Origin of the sequence: Pseudomonas alcaligenes (genome assembly GCF_014490745.1) — a bacterium.
Taxonomy (GTDB): domain Bacteria; phylum Pseudomonadota; class Gammaproteobacteria; order Pseudomonadales; family Pseudomonadaceae; genus Aquipseudomonas; species Aquipseudomonas alcaligenes_C.
Window position 1 is genome coordinate 432929 of record NZ_LZEU01000001.1, and the last position, 16554, is coordinate 449482.

Genomic DNA, 16554 nt, shown 5'->3' on the forward strand with positions numbered 1-16554 from the left:
TGCCGGCGGCCCCGCAACGGGGCCGTCGCATGGCCTCTCATCCGCTGCCGGATGCGACAGAGGCGCCAAAGCCTGCAAACGGTTAAACTGCGCGCGATTTCGACTTCCCTTCCGGAGCCTCTCCATGTCGCGCGTCACCCTCAGCCGCTATCTGATCGAACAGACCCGCAGCCACAACACCCCGGCCGATCTGCGCTTCCTCATCGAAGTGGTCGCGCGCGCGTGCAAGGAAATCAGCCATGCCGTGTCCAAGGGCGCGCTGGGCGGCGTGCTTGGCAGCATGGGCACCGAGAACGTTCAGGGTGAGGTGCAGAAGAAGCTCGACGTGATCTCCAACGAGATCCTCCTCGAGGCCAACGAGTGGGGCGGTCACCTGGCCGGCATGGCGTCCGAGGAAATGGACAATGCCTACCAGATCCCCGGCAAGTACCCGAAAGGCGCCTACCTGCTGGTGTTCGACCCGCTGGACGGCTCCAGCAACATCGACGTCAACGTCTCGGTCGGCACCATCTTCTCCGTGCTGCGCTGCCCGCCACAGTACCTGACTCAGAACGACAGCCTCGATGAGCAGGCCTTCCTGCAGCCGGGCACCGAGCAGGTTGCCGCCGGCTACGCCATCTACGGCCCGCAGACCATGCTGATGCTGACCCTGGGCGACGGCGTGATGGGCTTCACCCTGGATCGCGAGATGGGCAGCTTCGTGCTCACCCACGACAACATCAAGGTACCGGCCAGCACCGCCGAGTTCGCCATCAACATGTCCAACCAGCGTCACTGGGAAGCCCCGGTGCAGCGCTATGTCTCCGAGCTGCTGGCCGGCAAGGAAGGCCCGCTGGGCAAGAACTACAACATGCGCTGGATCGCCTCGATGGTGGCCGACGTGCACCGCATCCTCACCCGCGGCGGCCTGTTCATGTATCCGCGCGATGCCCGCGAGCCGGAGAAGCCGGGCAAGCTGCGCCTGATGTACGAGGCCAACCCGATGTCGATGCTCATCGAGCAGGCGGGTGGCGCCGCCACCAACGGCACCCAGCGCATTCTCGATATCCAGCCGGAGTCCCTGCACCAGCGCGTGGCGGTGTTCCTCGGCTCGAAGGAAGAAGTCGAGCGCGCCACCGCCTACCACCAGGCCTGAGCCATGCCGGCCTGGCAGCCGTTGCTGGACTGGTGGTTCGGCACTGCCGCCAGTGCCGCCGAGGTTGCCGCCCAGCGCCAGGCGCTGTGGTTCGGCTACCGCGCCGAGCAGGATGAGCAGGCGCGCCAGCGCTTCGCTGCATGCTGCGAGCAGGCCCTGGCCGGCGAACTGCAGGCCTGGGCCGAGCAGCCGCAGGGCTGGCTGGCGTTACTTCTGCTGCTTGACCAGCTGCCGCGCATGCTGCATCGCGGTACGGCCCAGGCTTTCTCCGGTGATGCCCGCGCGCGCAGCCTGCTGAGCGCTGGCCTGGCCCGCGGCTTCGACCGGCAATTGCCGGCGATCCGTCAGGTCTTCGTCTATCTGGTGCTGGAACATGCCGAGGAGCTGGCCGCCCAGGATCAGGCCGTGGCCGCCTTCACCCGTCTGCATGAGCAGGCCCAACCCGCCGAGCGCGAGCTGTTCGCCGGCTTTCTCGAGTTTGCCCAGCGCCACCGCGAAGTGATCGCCCGCTTCGGCCGCTTCCCCCACCGCAATGCCCAGCTCGGGCGTGCCACGACGCCGGACGAAGAAGCGTTCCTGCGGGAACCTGGCTCACGCTTCTGACGTCCAACCGGCGCATCTGCCCGAGGCTTGTGCCAAGCTCTGGCTTTCCCTTTTCTCCAGGAGTCGCTCCATGTCGCTGCGCAATCTCATCGTCCTCACTGCCTGTGTCCTGCTCGCCGCCTGCAGCAAGATCAACCAGGAGAACTACTCCAAAATCAAAGCCGGCATGGCCAAGGGCGAAGTGGAAAGCCTGCTCGGCAGCCCGACCGAGTGCAGCGGGGCGATCGGCCTGACCAGCTGCACCTGGGGCGACCAGAAGACCTTCATCAGTGTGCAGTTCGCTGGCGACAAGGTGATGATGTTTTCCGGCCAGGGCCTGAAGTAATCCATGCGCCTGCTTGCCTCATCCCTGTTGTGCGTTGTGCTGGGTGGCTGTGCCGCTGCGGGCGATGCCCTTGCGCCGCCGCAGACTGCCGGCCAGGTTGATCTGCAGCGTTACCAGGGCACCTGGTACGAGCTGGCGCGTTTGCCGATGTTCTTCCAGCGCAATTGCGCGCAGTCCGAGGCGCAATACCAGCTGCAGAGCGATGGTAGCGTTGGCGTGACGAATCGCTGCCGTACGCTCGCAGGCGAGTGGCAGGAAGCCAGGGGCAGTGCCGTGGCTCAGGTCGCGGGCCATACCGACAAGCTGTGGGTGCGTTTCGATAACTGGTTCAGCCGGCTCTTCCCCGATACGGTCAAGGGCGACTACTGGGTACTTTATCTGGATGACGGCTACCAGACCGCCCTGGTTGGCAACCCCAACCGCGAGTACCTCTGGCTGTTGTCGCGCAGTCCGCAGGTGTCGGCGCAGACCCGCGAGACCCTGCTGGCGCAAGCCAAGGCCCGTGGTTATGACACTGCCGAGCTGATCTGGCGCATAGCGGATGCGCAGATCGATCGGTAACCCTCAGCGTTTGCTGCGCAGGCGCACCACGATCTCAGTGTCGCCCTCGGCATGCTCGAACAGGCATTGCCGCGGCGTCGGCTTGCCGTTGAGCAGGCTCGGATTGGCGGAGAAACCCACCGGCTCCAGCGGGATGCCGCGCGGGCTGAGGTCGAGGCGGCCATTGCCGTTGCTGTCCTGGTACAGCTGCAGGGCGTAGCGCCCGGGCGGCAGGTTGCGCAGGCGCAGCGGCGCCTGCTGGCTCTCGATCTGGCGCAGGATGCGGCCGTCCCAGTCCGGCTGGTCGGCGAACACCAGGGCCAGGTGCAGCGCGGCGCCGTCCTGCTGGCCTTCGAGGCGTACCAGGATGTCGCCGGCGTGCAGCGCCGGGCAGACCAGCAGTAGCGCCAGCGGCGCCAGACGGCACAGCGCGGTTACGGTTTGAAGAATTCTCTGTGGCATACTCCGGGCATTCTGCAGGGAATCGGCAAGGGATGCGTCAGGTTTTAGTGGTTCATTTCTCACAGACAGGCCAACTGGATCGGCTCATGCACTCGGTCTGTGCACCGCTGCAGGCGCACGCCGATGTTCAGGTGGATTTCCTCGCCCTGCAACCGGCCGAGCCTTTCCCCTTCCCCTGGCCGTTCCTCGGCTTCTTCCGCATCTTCCCGGAAACCGTGCTGATGCGCCCGCAGCCGCTGCTGCCGCTGGCGGTGGATGCCGGCAAGCGCTACGACCTGATCATCCTCGCCTACCAGGTGTGGTTCCTCTCGCCTTCGCTGCCGCTGAGCAGTTTCCTCGCCTCGCCCGAAGCGGCTCGGCTGCTCAAGGACACCCCGGTGGTGACCCTGATCGGCTGCCGCAACATGTGGCTGATGGCCCAGGAGAAGGTCAAGGCGCGCCTGAGCCAGCTGGGCGCGCGGCTGGTCGACAACATCGCCCTGACCGATGCCTGCGGTACCGCCGCAAGCTTCCTGGCCACCCCGCTGTGGCTGTTCACCGGCCGGCAGAAACCCTACGCCTGGGTGCCGCGTGCCGGCATCGAAGAGGCCGAGATCGTTGCCGCCAGCCGTTTCGGTGAGGCCATGGCGCAGCGCCTGACGGCCGACGGGTTGCCCATCACCGAACCCATGCTCAAGGGCCTCGGCGCCGTACGCATCGACGAAAAACTGATCGGCAGCGAGAAGGTCGGCAACCGCAGCTTCCAGTTGTGGAGCCGCCTGCTCAGCGCCCTCGGCCCGCAACAGAGCCGGCGCCGCGGTGCCGGCCTGGTGGTGTACATCGTCTTCCTGCTGTGCCTGATCATTACCGTGGTGCCGCTCGGCGCCCTGCTCAAGAAACTGCTGACTCCGCTGTTCAGGGAACGAACGATGCGTGAAAAGGCCTACTTCGCCGGCCCGTCCGGCGAGTGAAGTGACCCGAGGACTCGCTGTGGTGCAACCCGTTTTCATCAATCGCATCAGCGCCTACCTGCCTTTCGACCCGGTCGACAACGAACAGATGGAACAGCGCCTCGGCCTGGTCGGCGGCCAGCCGTCGCGGGCGCGGCGCCTGGTGCTGCGGCGCAATGGCATCCAGCAGCGCCACTACGTGATCGACCCGGCCAGCGGCGAACCGGCCATGAGCAATGCGCAGATCAGCGCCGCGGCCGTGCGCGGCTTGGCCGGGCCGGGCTTCGACCTGGCCACGCTGGACTGCCTGGTGGCCAGCACCTCCTCGCCGGATCAGGTGATGCCGGGGCACGCGGTGATGGTGCACGGCGAGCTGGGCAACCCGTCCTGCGAGGTGGTGACCACCGCCGGCATCTGCCTGTGCGGAATGACCGCGCTGAAGTACGCCTGGCTCAGCGTGGCCAGCGGCGAAAGCCGCAACGCGGTGGCCTGCGGCTCGGAAGTGGCTTCCACGCTGATGCAGGCGCGCAACTTCAACGCCGAGTACGAGAGCCGCGTCGACGAGCTGGAAAGCCATCCGGAAATCGCCTTCGAGAAGGACTTCCTGCGCTGGATGCTCTCCGACGGCGCCGGTGCCGTGTGGCTGCAGGGCCAGCCCAACGCCAGCGGCCTGAGCCTGCGCATCGACTGGATCGACGTGCTGTCGTTCGCCGACCAGATGCCGCCGTGCATGTACGCCGGCGCCGACATGCAGGACGGCCAGCTGGTCGGCTGGAGCCGTTATGACGCCGATGAGCGTGGGCGGCGCTCGGTGATGGCGATCAAGCAGGACGTCAGACTGCTCAACGACAACATCGTCAAATACACGGTGGAAGAGGCCTTGCGCCGCATCATGCAGCGCCGCGAACTGCGCGTGGCCGACATCGAGCACTTCCTGCCGCACTACAGCTCGGAGTACTTCCGCGAGCCGCTGGCCGCCGGCCTGGCCAACGCCGATCTGCCGATTCCGCAGGAGCGCTGGTTCACCAACCTGACCAGCAAGGGCAACACCGGCGCCGCGTCGATCTTCATCATCCTCGAAGAACTGTTCAATGGCAGGCGCCTGCGCAGCGGCGAACGCCTGCTCTGCTATGTCCCGGAAAGCGGGCGCTTTTCCAGCGCCTTCATGCACCTGACGGTGGTCGGCCATGGGGATTAAAAACCATGAAGCTTGAAGACGTTCCCCAGGATCACAGCTCCACCTACGGCGGCCAGCGCAAGCTGGTCTATGCGGTCGACGCCGCGGGCCAGTACCAGGGCGCGCGCAGCGATGGCTGGGAGCCGGAGGCTTTCGCCACCCAGCTCGCCGTGGCCGAGCTGGAAGAGCTGGAGGCCGAGGCCGAGGCGGCCTGGCGGCGCGGCGAGCTGTCGCCGCTGAAATTCCTCATGTACCGCTATCGCCTGGATGAGCCGGCTCTGGCGCAGATCACTGGGCTGTGGCAGTGGCGCATCCGCCGGCATTTCCGCCCGACCACCTACCGGCGCCTCGGCCGCGCCATCCTGGCCCGCTACGCCGAGGCCTTCGGCCTGCCGGTCGAGCACCTGAGCGCCTACCAGAAGGAACCGGCATGAGCAGCTTCGAAGCGCATTTCCAGCACCGCCAGAGTGCCCACTGCGAAAGCGGGGTGATGGCCAGCCTGCTCAGCCACGCCGGCCTGCCGATGAGCGAGCCGATGGCCTTCGGCCTGGCCTCGGGGCTGGCCTTTGCCTACCTGCCGATCGTCAAGCTCGGTGGCATGCCGCTGATTGCCTACCGCATGCCGCCCCGGCATCTGATCAAGACCCTCAGCAAGCGCCTCGGCGCGCGCCTGTACAGCCGTACCTTTGGCAACCCCGAACAGGGCCGCCGCGAGCTGGACGAGGCGCTGGCCGGCGGACGCCTGGCCGGTCTGCAGAGTTCGGTGTTCTGGCTGCCGTACTTTCCGCCGGAGATGCGCTTCCACTTCAACGCGCACAACCTGCTGGTGTACGGCCGCGACGGCGACGACTACCTGATCAGCGACCCGGTGTTCGAGCACCCGGTGCGCTGTGCCAGCGAGGATCTGCAGAAGGCCCGTTTCGCCAAGGGCGCGCTGGCGGCCAAGGGCCTGATGTACTGGCTGGATGACGTGCCGCTGGAGCAGGACTGGGAGAAGCTGATCCGCCAGGCCGTGCTCGGCACCACGCGCATCCTCGACGGCATGCCGCTGCCGTGGATCGGCATTCGCGGTATCCAGCACCTGGCCAAGCAGGTCGAGAAGCTCGACCCGACGCAGAGCAAGTACAACCGCCTGTACCTGACCCATATCGTGCGCATGCAGGAAGAGATCGGCACCGGCGGCGCTGGTTTCCGCTTCATGTACGCCAGTTTCCTGCAGGAGGCCGGCGACAGGCTCGGTGCTGCCGAGCTGGGCGAGGCCTCGCAGCGCCTGACCGCCATCGGCGACGACTGGCGCCAGTTCGCCTCGGCCTGCGTGCGCGCCAGCCGCAGCAAGGGCGAAGCGCCGGACTTCCGTCCCATTGCCGCGATGCTGCGTGGCATCGCCGGTCAGGAGCGCGCGCTGATGCAGGAACTGGGCGCCTGGAGCAAGCGCAAGGGCTGAGCCGCAGCAGCGGCCCGCCTTTACAGGGCGAGCCGGCTGACCTCGCTGCCCGCCGTCAGTGCAGCGAAGTCGGCGCCCGGCTGAGCTGGCGCGCTACCTTCCAGCAGCACCGCCTGCACACGGAAATCACCCAGATCCTCGACCAGCAGCAACAGCGCCTGGCTGCAGTTGCCGGCGGCCAGATCCACGGCGGCCAGGCGCTGCAGCTGCGGCCACACCCGCGGCCCTGCGCCGATAAACAGGTTCGGCCCTTCCAGGCCCAGTTGCTGGGCGACATGGAAGCCGGCGGCATTACTCACGCTGTTGACGAACTCGAAGGGCTTGGGCTGGCGCTGCTGTACGCACACGGCATCGAGCAGTGCGCCCATGGTCGGCCGTGCCGGGTAGCGTGAGGCCAGGTACAGGCCGCAGTCGCTGCGCACGTTGTCCTTGAGCAGGGCGGCGCCAAGCAGGGCCTGGAAGATCAGGCGGTCGATGCGGCGTGGCGGGCTGGCCAGGTATTGGCCGAGGGCGGCCTTCAGCGCCTTGTCGTCGAGCTCGGCGCTGCCGTGGATCTCGCTGGCGGCGATCAGCTTCATGCGCGCTCTCCTTCTCGGCAGCCCTGCAGCACCAGGCTGGCGTTGTTGCCGCCGAAGCCAAAGAAGTTGGCCAGCAGCAGGGCGTCGGGGGCGAGCGCCGTCGGCTCGCTGGGCAGCGGCAGCAGCGCCGCGTTGGCATAGTCCAGCGCTGGTAGCGCGCCCTGGCGCAGGGCGGCCAGCAGTAACAGGGTTTCGCTCAGGCCGCAGGCGCCCAGGGTGTGGCCGAGCCAGGGCTTGAGCACGCACAGCGGCGGCAGCGCGGTACCGAACAGGCGGCGCATGCCGTTGCTCTCGGCATGGTCGTTGGCGCCGGTGGCGGTGCCGTGCAGCTTGCTCAGGGCGATCTGCCCGGCAGTCACGCCGGCGCGCTGCAGGGCCTGGCGCATCACCCAGTCGATATGGCTGCCGTCCTCGCGGGTGGTGGTCAGGCTGCTGGTGTCGCAGGCGCTGAAGCCGCCGAGCAGTTTGGCCAGCGGCGCCGGGCCGGGGTCGGCGGCGAGCAGGGCGGCGCAATAGGCTTCGCCCAGCACCAGGCCATCGCGCTCGGGGTGGAAGGGCCGGTAGGCGCCGCTGGGGCTGGTCAGGTCGAGGGCACCGAAGCCCTGCTGGGCCAGCTGGCTGGGCGTTTCGCAGGCCAGCACCAGTACCCGGGCGAACTGCCCGGCGCCGATCAGCCCGGCACCGTAGAGCAGGCCATTGGCGGCGCTGGTGCAGGCGGTGTTGAGGGTGAAGGCGTCGGCGAAGCCATGGCGCTGGCGCAGCTGTTCGGCCAGCAGATCCAGCGGCGTGGAGTGCTCGAAGCGGAAGCCGCCCTCGGTGGCCACGCGCGCTTCCAGCTCGCTGATATCCAGCGCGGTGCTGGCGACTATCAGCAGGCAGTCGGCGGCTGGCGTGTCGCCCAGGGTCTCGCCCAGCAGGCGATCCAGGCGCGCGTCCAGCGCTTCCTCGGTGGCGACGGCGAAGTAGGGCCGTGGCTGCTGCAGCTCATGCAGGAGGAAGGGCCGTGGCTGCGGCCGACGATCGGCCAGCAGGTTGCCCGTCGCCGCATCCAGGTCGGCGCCCAGGGCGCTGTGCAGGGCGCCGCGCTGCAGATAGACCGGGGTCACCGGGACTGCCGGATAAAGGCGGCGATATCGGCGATGCTGGCGAGGATCTTGCGCCCGTCCTTGGCGCCTTCGATGCGCACGCCGTAGTGCTGCTGCAGGGCCAGGGACACCTGCAGGGCATCCAGGCTGTCCATCTGCACCCGGCTCTTGCTGCCGAACAACGGCTCATCGTCGGCGATGCTCTGCCAGTCGATGTCGTCTTCCTTGTCACACTCACGAATCAGCAGTTGCTTGAGTTGTTGTTCTAGTAATGCGTCGTCCATTGCGTTTGCTGCACTCGTTGTCGGAACAGGAGCCACCCGGCGCCGCCGAGCAGTGCTGCGAACAGCAGCAGGCGGGCGCAGTAGGGGGCGATGTCGGCCAGGCTGCCCTGGCCCACCAGCAGGGTGAGGAAGGCGTCCAGTGCCCAGCTCATCGGCGAGATTTCGGCCAGCTGGCCCATGGCCGCCGGCATCACGCTCTTGGGCACCATGATGCCTCCGATGGCGGCGAGGATGATATTGATCCCGCCGCCGAGCAACAACGCCTGCTCGGCGCTGCGCGCCAGGGCCGCCAGCAGCAGGCCGAGGCTGCAGGTGGCCAGGCTCAGGCTGACGGCCAGCAGCAGGTAGGCAAGCGGGTTGCCGGGCAGGCTCAGGCCCTGCAGGCCGAGCAGCGGCAGAGCGTAGACACCGACGGCCAGGAGCAGGGCGAACTGCACCAGGTTGATGGCGAAATAGGGCAGCAGCTTGCTCAGGGCCAGGCTGGCCAGGTTCAGGTCGAGGGCGCGCAGGCGCAGCAGGGCGCCGCTCTGTTGCTCGCGCTGGAAGCCGCCGGCCATCGGTAGGGTGACGAAGAACATGCCGAAGATCAGCCAGGCCGGCACGCTCAGCTGGCTGGCGTTGGCGCGGCCGCTGAGGTCGCCGCTGGCCAGCTGCTCGCTTTCCTCGATATGGCTCTGGGTGCGTTGCTGCACCAGTTGCAGGCGTTCGGCCGCGCTCAGCGCCGGGTCGATGGCGCCGCTGTCCTGCAGGTAGGCGAGCAGGCGGGTCTGTGCCAGGGCGATGTTCACCGCGCTGCGCAGGTACTGGCGTGACAGCTTGTCCAGCTGCGGCGGAAAGCTCAGGGCCGGGCCTGGGGCGTCGTTGTCCAGCAGGCGGCTGGCGAAGTTCGCCGGCAGGCGGATTTCGGCGACACGTTCGCTGCTGGCCGGCAGCAGCTGGCTGTCGGGCAACTGGGCCTGCAAGGCGTCGCTGAAGAAGCGGCTGGAGTCGCTGGGCACCGCCGCGGCCAGCACCAGGCGCAGGGCCGGCGGTTTGTCCTGCAGGTAATTGGACATGGCGCCGGCCATCAGCACCAGGAACAGGGTCGGCATGATGAACAGCACGGCCAGGGCGTGGGGGTCGCGCAGCAGCAGGAGCAGTTCCTTGCGCAGCAGGGCGCGCAGTCTCATAGGCGGCCTCCGTTGAGCTGCAGGTACAGCTGCTCCAGCGAGGGGCGGCCGAAACGCAGCAGGTCGGGCAGCCCCGGCTGGTTGGCGAGGAAGCGGGTGATCTCCAGCAGCTGCGGGCCGTCCAGGGCGGCGACGCGCAGGCCGCCCGGCAGCATCTCGACCGCCAGGTGCAGGCGTGCCAGCAGCTCGTGCAGGCCGGTCGGCGGCGCTTCCGGCCACTCCAGCAGCAGGCCGTGGCCGGCGTCGAGCAGCTGGCGCTTGTCCAGCGCCAGGCGCACCCGGCCCTCGTGGAGCAGGAGGATGCGCTGGGCGACGCGCTCGATCTCGTCCAGGTAGTGGCTGGTGTAGATCACCGCGTGGCCCTCGGCGCCGAGCTGCTCCACGGCGGCCAGCAGCAGCTGGCGGCTGGCGGCGTCGACGCCGACCGTGGCCTCGTCGAACAGGTACAGGCGCGCCGGCTGCAGCAGGCCGATGGCGAAGTTCAGGCGCCGTTGCTCGCCGCCGGAGAGCTGCCCGGCGCGGCGCGCCAGCAGGCCTTCCAGGGCGGTGCTGGCGATGCTCAGGGCCAGGCGCCTGCTGCGCTCGGCGCCGCGCAGGCGGTAGAGGTCGGCGAACAGTTCGAGGTTCTCGCGCACCTTGAGCCCGGCGTAGAAGGCCAGCTGCTGCGGCACCAGGCCGAGGCTGCGCTCGCCGTCCCAGCGGATTTCACCCTGCTGCGGGGGCAGCACACCGCTGAGCAGGGCGAGCAGGGTGGTCTTGCCGGCACCGTTGCTGCCGAGCAGGCCCAGGCACTGGCCGGGCTGCAGCTGCAGGTCGATATCCTGCAGTGCCGGGCTGGCGGCGCCGGGGTAGCGGAAGCCGAGGCCGCGCAGTTCAAGCATGCTGCAGCACCAGCAGGAGCTTGCCGTCGAGCAGCAGGCGCTGCTCGGCGTGGATGCTGAAGGCGTACAGGGCACCGCCTGGGCTCAGGGCTTCCTGGCGGGCGGCGACCTGCAGCGGGCCTGTGCGCTGCGCGGGGTCGAAGTGCAGCTGCAGCTGCGAGAGTTTGCCGACCAGGGCCATGTCGATGGCGCTATCCTCGCCATATAGGGCACCATGCGCGGCGCATAGCTGGGCCGCGGCCTCGAACAGCAGGCAGGGCGAGGCGTCCGCGCCGAAGGCGTCGAGGTGGTGCCAGGCACTGAGGCCGCGGATGCTGCCGGCGTCGTGGTCGAGCAGGCAGTCCAGCCACAGGGCGGGGCCCTGGTGCGGCAGCAGGCTGTGCAGTCGGGTGCGATCCATTGCAAGGGGCCGTGATGGTCTGGCCGGCAGTGTACCAAGTCGCCGCGGAACAACGGCAAGGGGAAGAGGATGCTGAAGTTGCAGGCTGTGGCCTTCGTACTGGGTTCGCTGGCGCTGCTGGGGGTTTCCTGGCGGGCGCTGAGGAATCCGCAGGCCCACGGCTTCTACCGCTTCTTCGCCTGGGAGGCGATGCTGGCGCTGCTGGTGCTGAACGCGCCGGTGTGGTTCGTCGATCGCTACGCCCTGCACCAGCGGGTCTCCTGGCTGCTGCTGTTCACCTCGCTGCTGGCGCTGTTCCTCGGCCTCTACCAGCTGCGCCGCTTCGGCCGGGCCACGGCGCAGCGCCAGGATACCGAGCTGTATGCCTTTGAGCGCACCTCGCAGCTGGTCACCAGTGGCATCTACCGCTACATCCGCCATCCGCTGTACTGCTCGCTGCTGCTGCTGGCCTGGGGCATCGCCTGCAAGCAGCTGAATGGCCTGACCCTGGCGCTCGGCCTGCTCAGCAGCCTGTTGCTGTTCGCTGCGGCGCGACGCGACGAGGCCGAGTGTCTGGCCTATTTCGGCGAGGCCTACCGGGACTATATGGCGCGCAGCAAGCGCTTTATCCCCTTTCTGTTCTAACTCGGCTTGTCTGGGATCTTTTGAGCTAGAGCCAGGCAAGGCGAAGGTGGGCGAGGGCGCGGAGTTTACGCGTGTAAATGAGCAGCCCGAGCCCAGCTTCAACGCAGCATGGCCGACGATCAAGAGATCCCTTATTCCCAGTCCAGGCGCGCCAGCTTCCACTGGTCATCTTCCAGCCACCACTCCAGGGTCACGCTGTAGTGGCTGGCGCTGTCCGGAATCAGGCCTTCGGCGCCGGTCAGGGCGATCTCGGCGCGGGTGTGGCCCTTGCTGCGGTAGGTCGCATCCACGGCGCTGCTCTTGCTCAGGGCCAGCACCCGCACCTGCTTGTGGCGCAGGAACAGCAGGGCCATGGTGCGCTGCGCCCACTGCCGGTCGTACTGCTGCTGGGCGCGGAACTGCGGGTGCAGCTGCTCTATCACGGCGCTGGCGCTCTTGGCTTCGAGGTTGTCCTGCAACTGTTGTACGGCGGCTTCCACGGCGGCCTGCGGGTCGCTCGGGGTGCAACCGCCGAGCAGGACGCAGATCAGCAGAAAAGCCAGGGCAATTCGCTTGGCTGGCATGCTCAACTCCCGATTCATGGTTATGATGCCCGGCACGGTCGGCCATCGGCAGATGGTCACAGGGAACTTACGCACAGACTCGGGAGTGCGCCATGCTGACTTTGTATCCGGAGATCAAACCCTACGCCCGCCACGAGCTGGCGGTGCAGGAACCGCATGTCCTCTATGTGGACGAGAGCGGTTCGGCGGACGGTTTGCCGGTGGTGTTCGTCCATGGTGGGCCGGGAGCCGGTTGCGATGGCGCCAGCCGCCGCTACTTCGATCCCAACCTGTACCGCATCGTCACCTTCGACCAGCGTGGCTGCGGGCGCTCCACTCCCCATGCCAGCCTGGAAAACAACACCACCCAGGCCCTGGTGGCCGACCTCGAGCGCATCCGCGAACACCTGGGCATCGACAAGTGGGTGCTGTTCGGCGGCTCCTGGGGCTCGACCCTGGCCCTGGCCTATGCCCAGGCCCACCCGGAGCGGGTGCACGGCCTGATCCTGCGCGGCATCTTCCTGTGCCGCCCGCAGGAGATCAGCTGGTTCTACCAGGAAGGCGCCAGCCGGATGTTCCCCGACTACTGGGAGGATTACCTGGCGCCGATTCCGGCCGAGGAGCGTGGCGACCTGGTACAGGCCTTCTACAAGCGCCTCACCGGCCCCGACCAGATCGCCCAGATGCACGCGGCCAAGGCCTGGTCGACCTGGGAAGGGCGTACCGCCACCCTGCGCCCCAACCCGCAGGTGGTCGACCGCTTCAGCGAGCCGCACCGCGCCCTGTCGATCGCCCGCATCGAGTGCCACTACTTCGTCAACAATGCCTTCCTGGATGACGACCAGCTGCTGCGCGACATGCCGAAGATCGCCCACCTGCCGGGCGTCATCGTGCATGGCCGCTACGACGTGATCTGCCCGCTGGACAACGCCTGGGCGCTGCACCAGGCCTGGCCCAACAGCGAGCTGCAGATCATCCGCGATGCCGGCCACGCCGCCGCCGAACCGGGCATCGTCGATGCCCTGGTGCGCGCTGCCGACCAGATGGCCCGGCGCTTGCTGGATCTGCCCCCGGAAGACGCATGAAACTATTGATCCAGCGCGTGCGTGGTGCGCGGGTAGAGGTGGCCGGCGAGATCGTCGGCGCCATCGACCAGGGCCTGCTGGCGCTGGTCGGCATCGAACCGCAGGACAGCCCGGCCAGCATCGCCAAGGGCCTGCAGCGCATGCTCAGCTACCGCGTGTTCAGCGATGCCGAGGGCAAGATGAACCTGTCGCTCAAGGATGTGCAGGGCGGCCTGTTGCTGGTTTCGCAGTTCACCCTGGCCGCCGACACCAAGAGCGGCCTGCGCCCAAGCTTCTCCAGTGCGGCACCGCCGGCTCTGGGCGCCGCGCTGTTCGAACAGCTGGTCGAGCTGGCCCGCCAGCAACATCCGCAGGTGGCCACCGGGCGTTTCGGCGCCGACATGCAGGTGCACCTGGTCAACGACGGGCCGGTGACCTTCCTGCTGGACGTCTGAGGGCATTTGCAGTTCGTCCGCTGGCGCGTCTCTTGCTTTCTCGCAGCTCGCCATCTTTGCTGATGCCGGTTAGCATGCGCCGCACATTTTTGTTCGGCGGTTCGGTAACCGCTGCCCCTTTATCCAACGAGGATTCGTAATGAAGAAGTTTCTCGCCTCTCTCATGCTGTCCGCCTGCGCCCTGAGCGGCCTGGCCCAGGCCGGCACCGTCGACGATGCGGTCAAGCGCGGCACCCTGCGCGTGGGCATGGATCCGACCTACATGCCGTTCGAGATGACCAACAAGCGCGGTGAAATCATCGGCTTCGAAGTCGACCTGCTGAAAGCCATGGCCAAGGCCATGGGCGTCAAGCTGGAGCTGGTTTCCACTTCCTACGACGGCATCATCCCGGCCCTGCTGACCGACAAGTTCGACATGATCGGCTCCGGCATGACCCTGACCCAGGAGCGCAACCTGCGCGTCAACTTCACCTCGCCGTTCATCGTGGTCGGCCAGACCCTGCTGATCCGCAAGGAGCTGCAAGGCGAGATCAAGTCCTACAAGGATCTGAACGCCAGCAAGTACCGCATCACCTCGAAGATCGGCACCACCGGCGAAATGGTCGCCAAGAAGCTGATCGCCCAGGCCCAGTACCACGGCTTCGACAACGAGCAGGAAGCGGTGATGGACGTGGTCAACGGCAAGGCCGATGCCTTCATCTACGACGCCCCGTACAACGTGGTGGCGGTGAACAAGGCCGGCGCCGGCAAACTGGTGTTCCTGCCCGAGCCCTTCACCTACGAGCCGCTGGCCTTCGGCCTGAAGAAGGGCGACTACGACAGCATCAACTGGATCAACAACTGGCTGCTGCAGATCCAGAAAGACGGCACCTACGATCGCATCCATGCCAAGTGGTTTGAAAACACCAACTGGCTGAAAGACATGGAGTAAGCCCCACGATCAGCTGCGCGTCGGCCCTACTGCGTTAAAAACAGGTTCGGAATGCTCATTTACAGCACGTAAACTCCGCTTCCTCACCTGTTTTTGCCTTGTACGGCGCTAGCTCGCAAGATCGTGACCTGGCTTAAGTTCAACCAGCGCGCAGGCCCCGGCCTGCGCGTTGTCATTTTGGAAAACACCGTGGCTAAACAGAACAAAGCCCTGTGGCCCTGGCATCTGCTGACCGCTCTGATTCTGGTCGTGATTGCCGGCTGCCTCTGGTACTCCACCTCGCTGATCTCCTACGAGTGGCGCTGGAACCGCGTACCGCAGTATTTCGCCTACCACGCCGAAGAGGCGCAACGCGCCGCTGACTATGCGCGGGTCGAGGCGATCGGCGACGAAGGCGGCAAAGCTCGCGTGACTCTGGTGCAGGAGAGTGGTGGCGAGCAGATCCTGCTGGTTGACCGCGACAGCCTGCAGTTCAGCCAGGGCGACGATGTCGCTGAAGGCGATGTGGTCGGCGTGACCCGTCACTGGGCCGCCGGCCCGCTGCTCTGGGGGCTGTGGACCACCCTGTGGATCTCCGTGCTGTCCGGCGCCTTCGGTCTGCTGATCGGCCTGGTCACCGGGCTGTGCCGGCTGTCGAAGAACCCGACCCTGCGCGACCTGTCGACCCTCTACGTCGAGCTGGTGCGCGGTACGCCGCTGCTGGTGCAGATCTTCATCTTCTACTTCTTCATCGGCACCGTGCTCAACCTGTCCCGCGAGTTCGCCGGGGTGGCGGCGCTGGCGCTGTTCACCGGCGCCTATGTCGGCGAGATCGTGCGTGCCGGGGTGCAGTCGATTGCCCGTGGCCAGGACGAGGCGGCGCGTTCGCTGGGCCTGTCCGCCGGCCAGTCGATGCGCCACGTGATCCTGCCGCAGGCGTTCAAGCGCGTGCTGCCGCCGCTGGCCGGGCAGTTCATCAGCCTGGTCAAGGACACTTCGCTGGTCTCGGTGATCGCCATCACCGAACTGACCAAGAGTGGCCGCGAGGCGATCACCACCTCGTTCTCCACCTTCGAAATCTGGTTCTGCGTCGCGGCGCTGTACCTGGTCATCAACCTGCCGCTGTCGCAAATCGCCAGCCGCCTGGAGCGGAGGCTCGGCAAAAGTGATTGAAGTCCGCAACCTGATCAAGGTCTTCGACGCCCGTGGCCACGAAGTGCGCGCGGTGGACGACGTCACCACCCGCGTCGAGCGCGGCGAAGTGGTGGTGGTGATCGGCCCGTCCGGCTCCGGCAAGTCGACCTTCCTGCGCTGCCTCAACGGCCTGGAAGAGCTGGACTCCGGCTCGGTGAGCATCGATGGCGTCGATCTGGCCAACCCCAAGACCGACGTGAACGCCTATCGCCGCGAAGTCGGCATGGTGTTCCAGCACTTCAACCTGTTCCCGCACATGACCGTGCTGGAAAACCTGTGCCTGGCGCAGAAGGTGGTGCGCAAGCGCAACAAGGCCGAGCGCGAGGAAAAGGCCCGTGCCCTGCTGGCCAAGGTCGGCATTGCGCAGAAGGCCGACGAGTTCCCCTCGCGCCTGTCCGGCGGCCAGCAACAGCGCGTGGCGATTGCCCGGGCGCTGTGCATGGAGCCCAAGGTCATGCTGTTCGACGAGCCGACTTCGGCGCTCGACCCGGAAATGGTCGGCGAAGTGCTGGACGTGATGAAGCAGCTGGCCGTGGAAGGCATGACCATGGTCTGCGTCACCCACGAGATGGGCTTCGCCCGCGAAGTGGCCGACCGCGTGCTGTTCTTCGACCATGGCAAACTGCTGGAAGACGCGCCGCCGGCGCAGTTCTTCGACCGACCGCAGGATGCCCGGGCTCAGGCCTTCCTGCGTCAGGTGCTGTAACGAAAACCGCCACATCAGTGGCGGTTTTTCATGGCGTAGGGCGGGTG

At 67.0% G+C, this 16554-nt stretch carries 22 protein-coding genes; 14 read left to right on the top strand and 8 right to left on the bottom strand.

The window, feature by feature from the left end; translation table 11 throughout:
• The first annotated feature begins 124 nt into the window (after positions 1-124).
• The 4 genes from A9179_RS01935 (at position 125) to A9179_RS01950 (ending at position 2624) form a co-directional block, all read left to right on the top strand.
• Positions 125-1135: a class 1 fructose-bisphosphatase gene (locus A9179_RS01935; protein ID WP_187804179.1), complete on the top strand. Its 1011-nt coding sequence runs from the start codon at positions 125-127 to the stop codon at positions 1133-1135.
• A gap of 3 nt (positions 1136-1138) precedes the next feature.
• Positions 1139-1738 (top strand): DUF924 family protein, encoded by a 600-nt coding sequence (locus A9179_RS01940; protein WP_187804180.1) that lies wholly within the window; start codon positions 1139-1141, stop codon positions 1736-1738.
• A gap of 70 nt (positions 1739-1808) precedes the next feature.
• Complete coding sequence (locus A9179_RS01945; protein WP_187804181.1) at positions 1809-2063, top strand: hypothetical protein; 255 nt, start codon at positions 1809-1811, stop codon at positions 2061-2063.
• 3 nt (positions 2064-2066) lie between these two features.
• Positions 2067-2624 (top strand): lipocalin family protein, encoded by a 558-nt coding sequence (locus A9179_RS01950; protein WP_187804182.1) that lies wholly within the window; start codon positions 2067-2069, stop codon positions 2622-2624.
• 3 nt (positions 2625-2627) lie between these two features.
• Here A9179_RS01950 and A9179_RS01955 read toward each other — a convergent pair whose 3' ends face one another.
• Complete coding sequence (locus A9179_RS01955) at positions 2628-3065, bottom strand: DUF2141 domain-containing protein (protein WP_262410507.1); 438 nt, start codon at positions 3063-3065, stop codon at positions 2628-2630.
• An 86-nt stretch (positions 3066-3151) separates the two neighbouring features.
• Here A9179_RS01955 and A9179_RS01960 point away from each other — a divergent pair, with 86 nt between their 5' ends.
• Genes A9179_RS01960 through darH form a run of 4 tightly spaced genes read left to right on the top strand, consistent with a single transcriptional unit; the run spans position 3152 to position 6615 of the window.
• Entirely contained in the window at positions 3152-4015 is an 864-nt protein-coding gene (locus A9179_RS01960; protein ID WP_262410508.1) for a dialkylrecorsinol condensing enzyme, read from the top strand.
• A gap of 19 nt (positions 4016-4034) precedes the next feature.
• Positions 4035-5192, top strand: a complete 1158-nt coding sequence (locus tag A9179_RS01965) for a beta-ketoacyl-ACP synthase III (protein ID WP_187804184.1) — start codon at positions 4035-4037, stop codon at positions 5190-5192.
• A gap of 5 nt (positions 5193-5197) precedes the next feature.
• Positions 5198-5605, top strand: coding sequence for a DarG family dialkylresorcinol biosynthesis protein (locus tag A9179_RS01970; RefSeq protein ID WP_187804185.1), 408 nt, complete (start codon positions 5198-5200; stop codon positions 5603-5605).
• Positions 5602-6615: a BtrH-related acyltransferase DarH gene (darH, locus tag A9179_RS01975; RefSeq protein WP_187804186.1), complete on the top strand. Its 1014-nt coding sequence runs from the start codon at positions 5602-5604 to the stop codon at positions 6613-6615. Before A9179_RS01970 ends, darH begins: the two co-directional genes overlap by 4 nt.
• A gap of 20 nt (positions 6616-6635) precedes the next feature.
• On the opposite strand, the gene A9179_RS01980 is transcribed toward darH, so the two are convergent.
• From A9179_RS01980 to A9179_RS02005, 6 genes are read right to left on the bottom strand one after another with little or no spacing between them, the layout of a single operon-like run.
• The gene (locus A9179_RS01980; RefSeq protein ID WP_187804187.1) at positions 6636-7193 is read right to left on the bottom strand and encodes a hypothetical protein; all 558 of its coding nucleotides are present in this window, start codon (positions 7191-7193) and stop codon (positions 6636-6638) included.
• Positions 7190-8299: a beta-ketoacyl synthase N-terminal-like domain-containing protein gene (locus A9179_RS01985; RefSeq protein WP_187804188.1), complete on the bottom strand. Its 1110-nt coding sequence runs from the start codon at positions 8297-8299 to the stop codon at positions 7190-7192. Before A9179_RS01985 ends, A9179_RS01980 begins: the two co-directional genes overlap by 4 nt.
• On the bottom strand, positions 8296-8562 hold the full coding sequence (locus A9179_RS01990) for an acyl carrier protein (protein WP_187804189.1): 267 nt from the start codon (positions 8560-8562) through the stop codon (positions 8296-8298). Before A9179_RS01990 ends, A9179_RS01985 begins: the two co-directional genes overlap by 4 nt.
• A complete protein-coding gene (locus A9179_RS01995; protein WP_187804190.1) occupies positions 8544-9731 on the bottom strand; it encodes an ABC transporter permease in 1188 nt (395 codons plus the stop codon). Before A9179_RS01995 ends, A9179_RS01990 begins: the two co-directional genes overlap by 19 nt.
• On the bottom strand, positions 9728-10612 hold the full coding sequence (locus A9179_RS02000) for an ABC transporter ATP-binding protein (protein WP_187804191.1): 885 nt from the start codon (positions 10610-10612) through the stop codon (positions 9728-9730). The genes A9179_RS01995 and A9179_RS02000 overlap by 4 nt, the downstream gene beginning before the upstream one ends.
• A complete protein-coding gene (locus A9179_RS02005; protein WP_187804192.1) occupies positions 10605-11012 on the bottom strand; it encodes a hotdog family protein in 408 nt (135 codons plus the stop codon). The genes A9179_RS02000 and A9179_RS02005 overlap by 8 nt, the downstream gene beginning before the upstream one ends.
• Positions 11013-11081: 69 nt before the next feature.
• Between A9179_RS02005 and A9179_RS02010 the strand changes: the two genes are divergently transcribed.
• Positions 11082-11636, top strand: a complete 555-nt coding sequence (locus tag A9179_RS02010) for a methyltransferase family protein (protein ID WP_187804193.1) — start codon at positions 11082-11084, stop codon at positions 11634-11636.
• Between the two features lie 131 nt (positions 11637-11767).
• On the opposite strand, the gene A9179_RS02015 is transcribed toward A9179_RS02010, so the two are convergent.
• Positions 11768-12199, bottom strand: a complete 432-nt coding sequence (locus A9179_RS02015) for a hypothetical protein (protein WP_187804194.1) — start codon at positions 12197-12199, stop codon at positions 11768-11770.
• 92 nt (positions 12200-12291) lie between these two features.
• Between A9179_RS02015 and pip the strand changes: the two genes are divergently transcribed.
• The 5 genes from pip (at position 12292) to A9179_RS02040 (ending at position 16507) form a co-directional block, all read left to right on the top strand.
• The gene (gene pip, locus A9179_RS02020; protein ID WP_187804195.1) at positions 12292-13263 is read left to right on the top strand and encodes a prolyl aminopeptidase; all 972 of its coding nucleotides are present in this window, start codon (positions 12292-12294) and stop codon (positions 13261-13263) included.
• Positions 13260-13697 (top strand): D-aminoacyl-tRNA deacylase, encoded by a 438-nt coding sequence (dtd, locus tag A9179_RS02025; RefSeq protein ID WP_187804196.1) that lies wholly within the window; start codon positions 13260-13262, stop codon positions 13695-13697. The genes pip and dtd overlap by 4 nt, the downstream gene beginning before the upstream one ends.
• 139 nt (positions 13698-13836) lie before the next feature.
• Positions 13837-14628, top strand: coding sequence for a transporter substrate-binding domain-containing protein (locus A9179_RS02030; protein ID WP_187804197.1), 792 nt, complete (start codon positions 13837-13839; stop codon positions 14626-14628).
• Positions 14629-14817: 189 nt separating this feature from the next.
• A complete protein-coding gene (locus A9179_RS02035; protein ID WP_187804198.1) occupies positions 14818-15780 on the top strand; it encodes an amino acid ABC transporter permease in 963 nt (320 codons plus the stop codon).
• The gene (locus tag A9179_RS02040) at positions 15773-16507 is read left to right on the top strand and encodes an amino acid ABC transporter ATP-binding protein (RefSeq protein ID WP_187804199.1); all 735 of its coding nucleotides are present in this window, start codon (positions 15773-15775) and stop codon (positions 16505-16507) included. The genes A9179_RS02035 and A9179_RS02040 overlap by 8 nt, the downstream gene beginning before the upstream one ends.
• Positions 16508-16554: the final 47 nt, after the last annotated feature.

Coding starts and splice junctions, on each gene's coding strand:
- A9179_RS01935 (WP_187804179.1), top strand. CDS start 125: ATGTCGCGCGTCACCCTCAGCCGCTATCTGATCGAACAGACCCGCAGC.
- A9179_RS01940 (WP_187804180.1), top strand. CDS start 1,139: ATGCCGGCCTGGCAGCCGTTGCTGGACTGGTGGTTCGGCACTGCCGCC.
- A9179_RS01945 (WP_187804181.1), top strand. CDS start 1,809: ATGTCGCTGCGCAATCTCATCGTCCTCACTGCCTGTGTCCTGCTCGCC.
- A9179_RS01950 (WP_187804182.1), top strand. CDS start 2,067: ATGCGCCTGCTTGCCTCATCCCTGTTGTGCGTTGTGCTGGGTGGCTGT.
- A9179_RS01955 (WP_262410507.1), bottom strand. CDS start 3,065: ATGCCACAGAGAATTCTTCAAACCGTAACCGCGCTGTGCCGTCTGGCG.
- A9179_RS01960 (WP_262410508.1), top strand. CDS start 3,152: ATGCACTCGGTCTGTGCACCGCTGCAGGCGCACGCCGATGTTCAGGTG.
- A9179_RS01970 (WP_187804185.1), top strand. CDS start 5,198: ATGAAGCTTGAAGACGTTCCCCAGGATCACAGCTCCACCTACGGCGGC.
- darH (WP_187804186.1), top strand. CDS start 5,602: ATGAGCAGCTTCGAAGCGCATTTCCAGCACCGCCAGAGTGCCCACTGC.
- A9179_RS01980 (WP_187804187.1), bottom strand. CDS start 7,193: ATGAAGCTGATCGCCGCCAGCGAGATCCACGGCAGCGCCGAGCTCGAC.
- A9179_RS01990 (WP_187804189.1), bottom strand. CDS start 8,562: ATGGACGACGCATTACTAGAACAACAACTCAAGCAACTGCTGATTCGT.
- A9179_RS01995 (WP_187804190.1), bottom strand. CDS start 9,731: ATGAGACTGCGCGCCCTGCTGCGCAAGGAACTGCTCCTGCTGCTGCGC.
- A9179_RS02000 (WP_187804191.1), bottom strand. CDS start 10,612: ATGCTTGAACTGCGCGGCCTCGGCTTCCGCTACCCCGGCGCCGCCAGC.
- A9179_RS02005 (WP_187804192.1), bottom strand. CDS start 11,012: ATGGATCGCACCCGACTGCACAGCCTGCTGCCGCACCAGGGCCCCGCC.
- A9179_RS02010 (WP_187804193.1), top strand. CDS start 11,082: ATGCTGAAGTTGCAGGCTGTGGCCTTCGTACTGGGTTCGCTGGCGCTG.
- A9179_RS02015 (WP_187804194.1), bottom strand. CDS start 12,199: ATGCCAGCCAAGCGAATTGCCCTGGCTTTTCTGCTGATCTGCGTCCTG.
- pip (WP_187804195.1), top strand. CDS start 12,292: ATGCTGACTTTGTATCCGGAGATCAAACCCTACGCCCGCCACGAGCTG.
- dtd (WP_187804196.1), top strand. CDS start 13,260: ATGAAACTATTGATCCAGCGCGTGCGTGGTGCGCGGGTAGAGGTGGCC.
- A9179_RS02030 (WP_187804197.1), top strand. CDS start 13,837: ATGAAGAAGTTTCTCGCCTCTCTCATGCTGTCCGCCTGCGCCCTGAGC.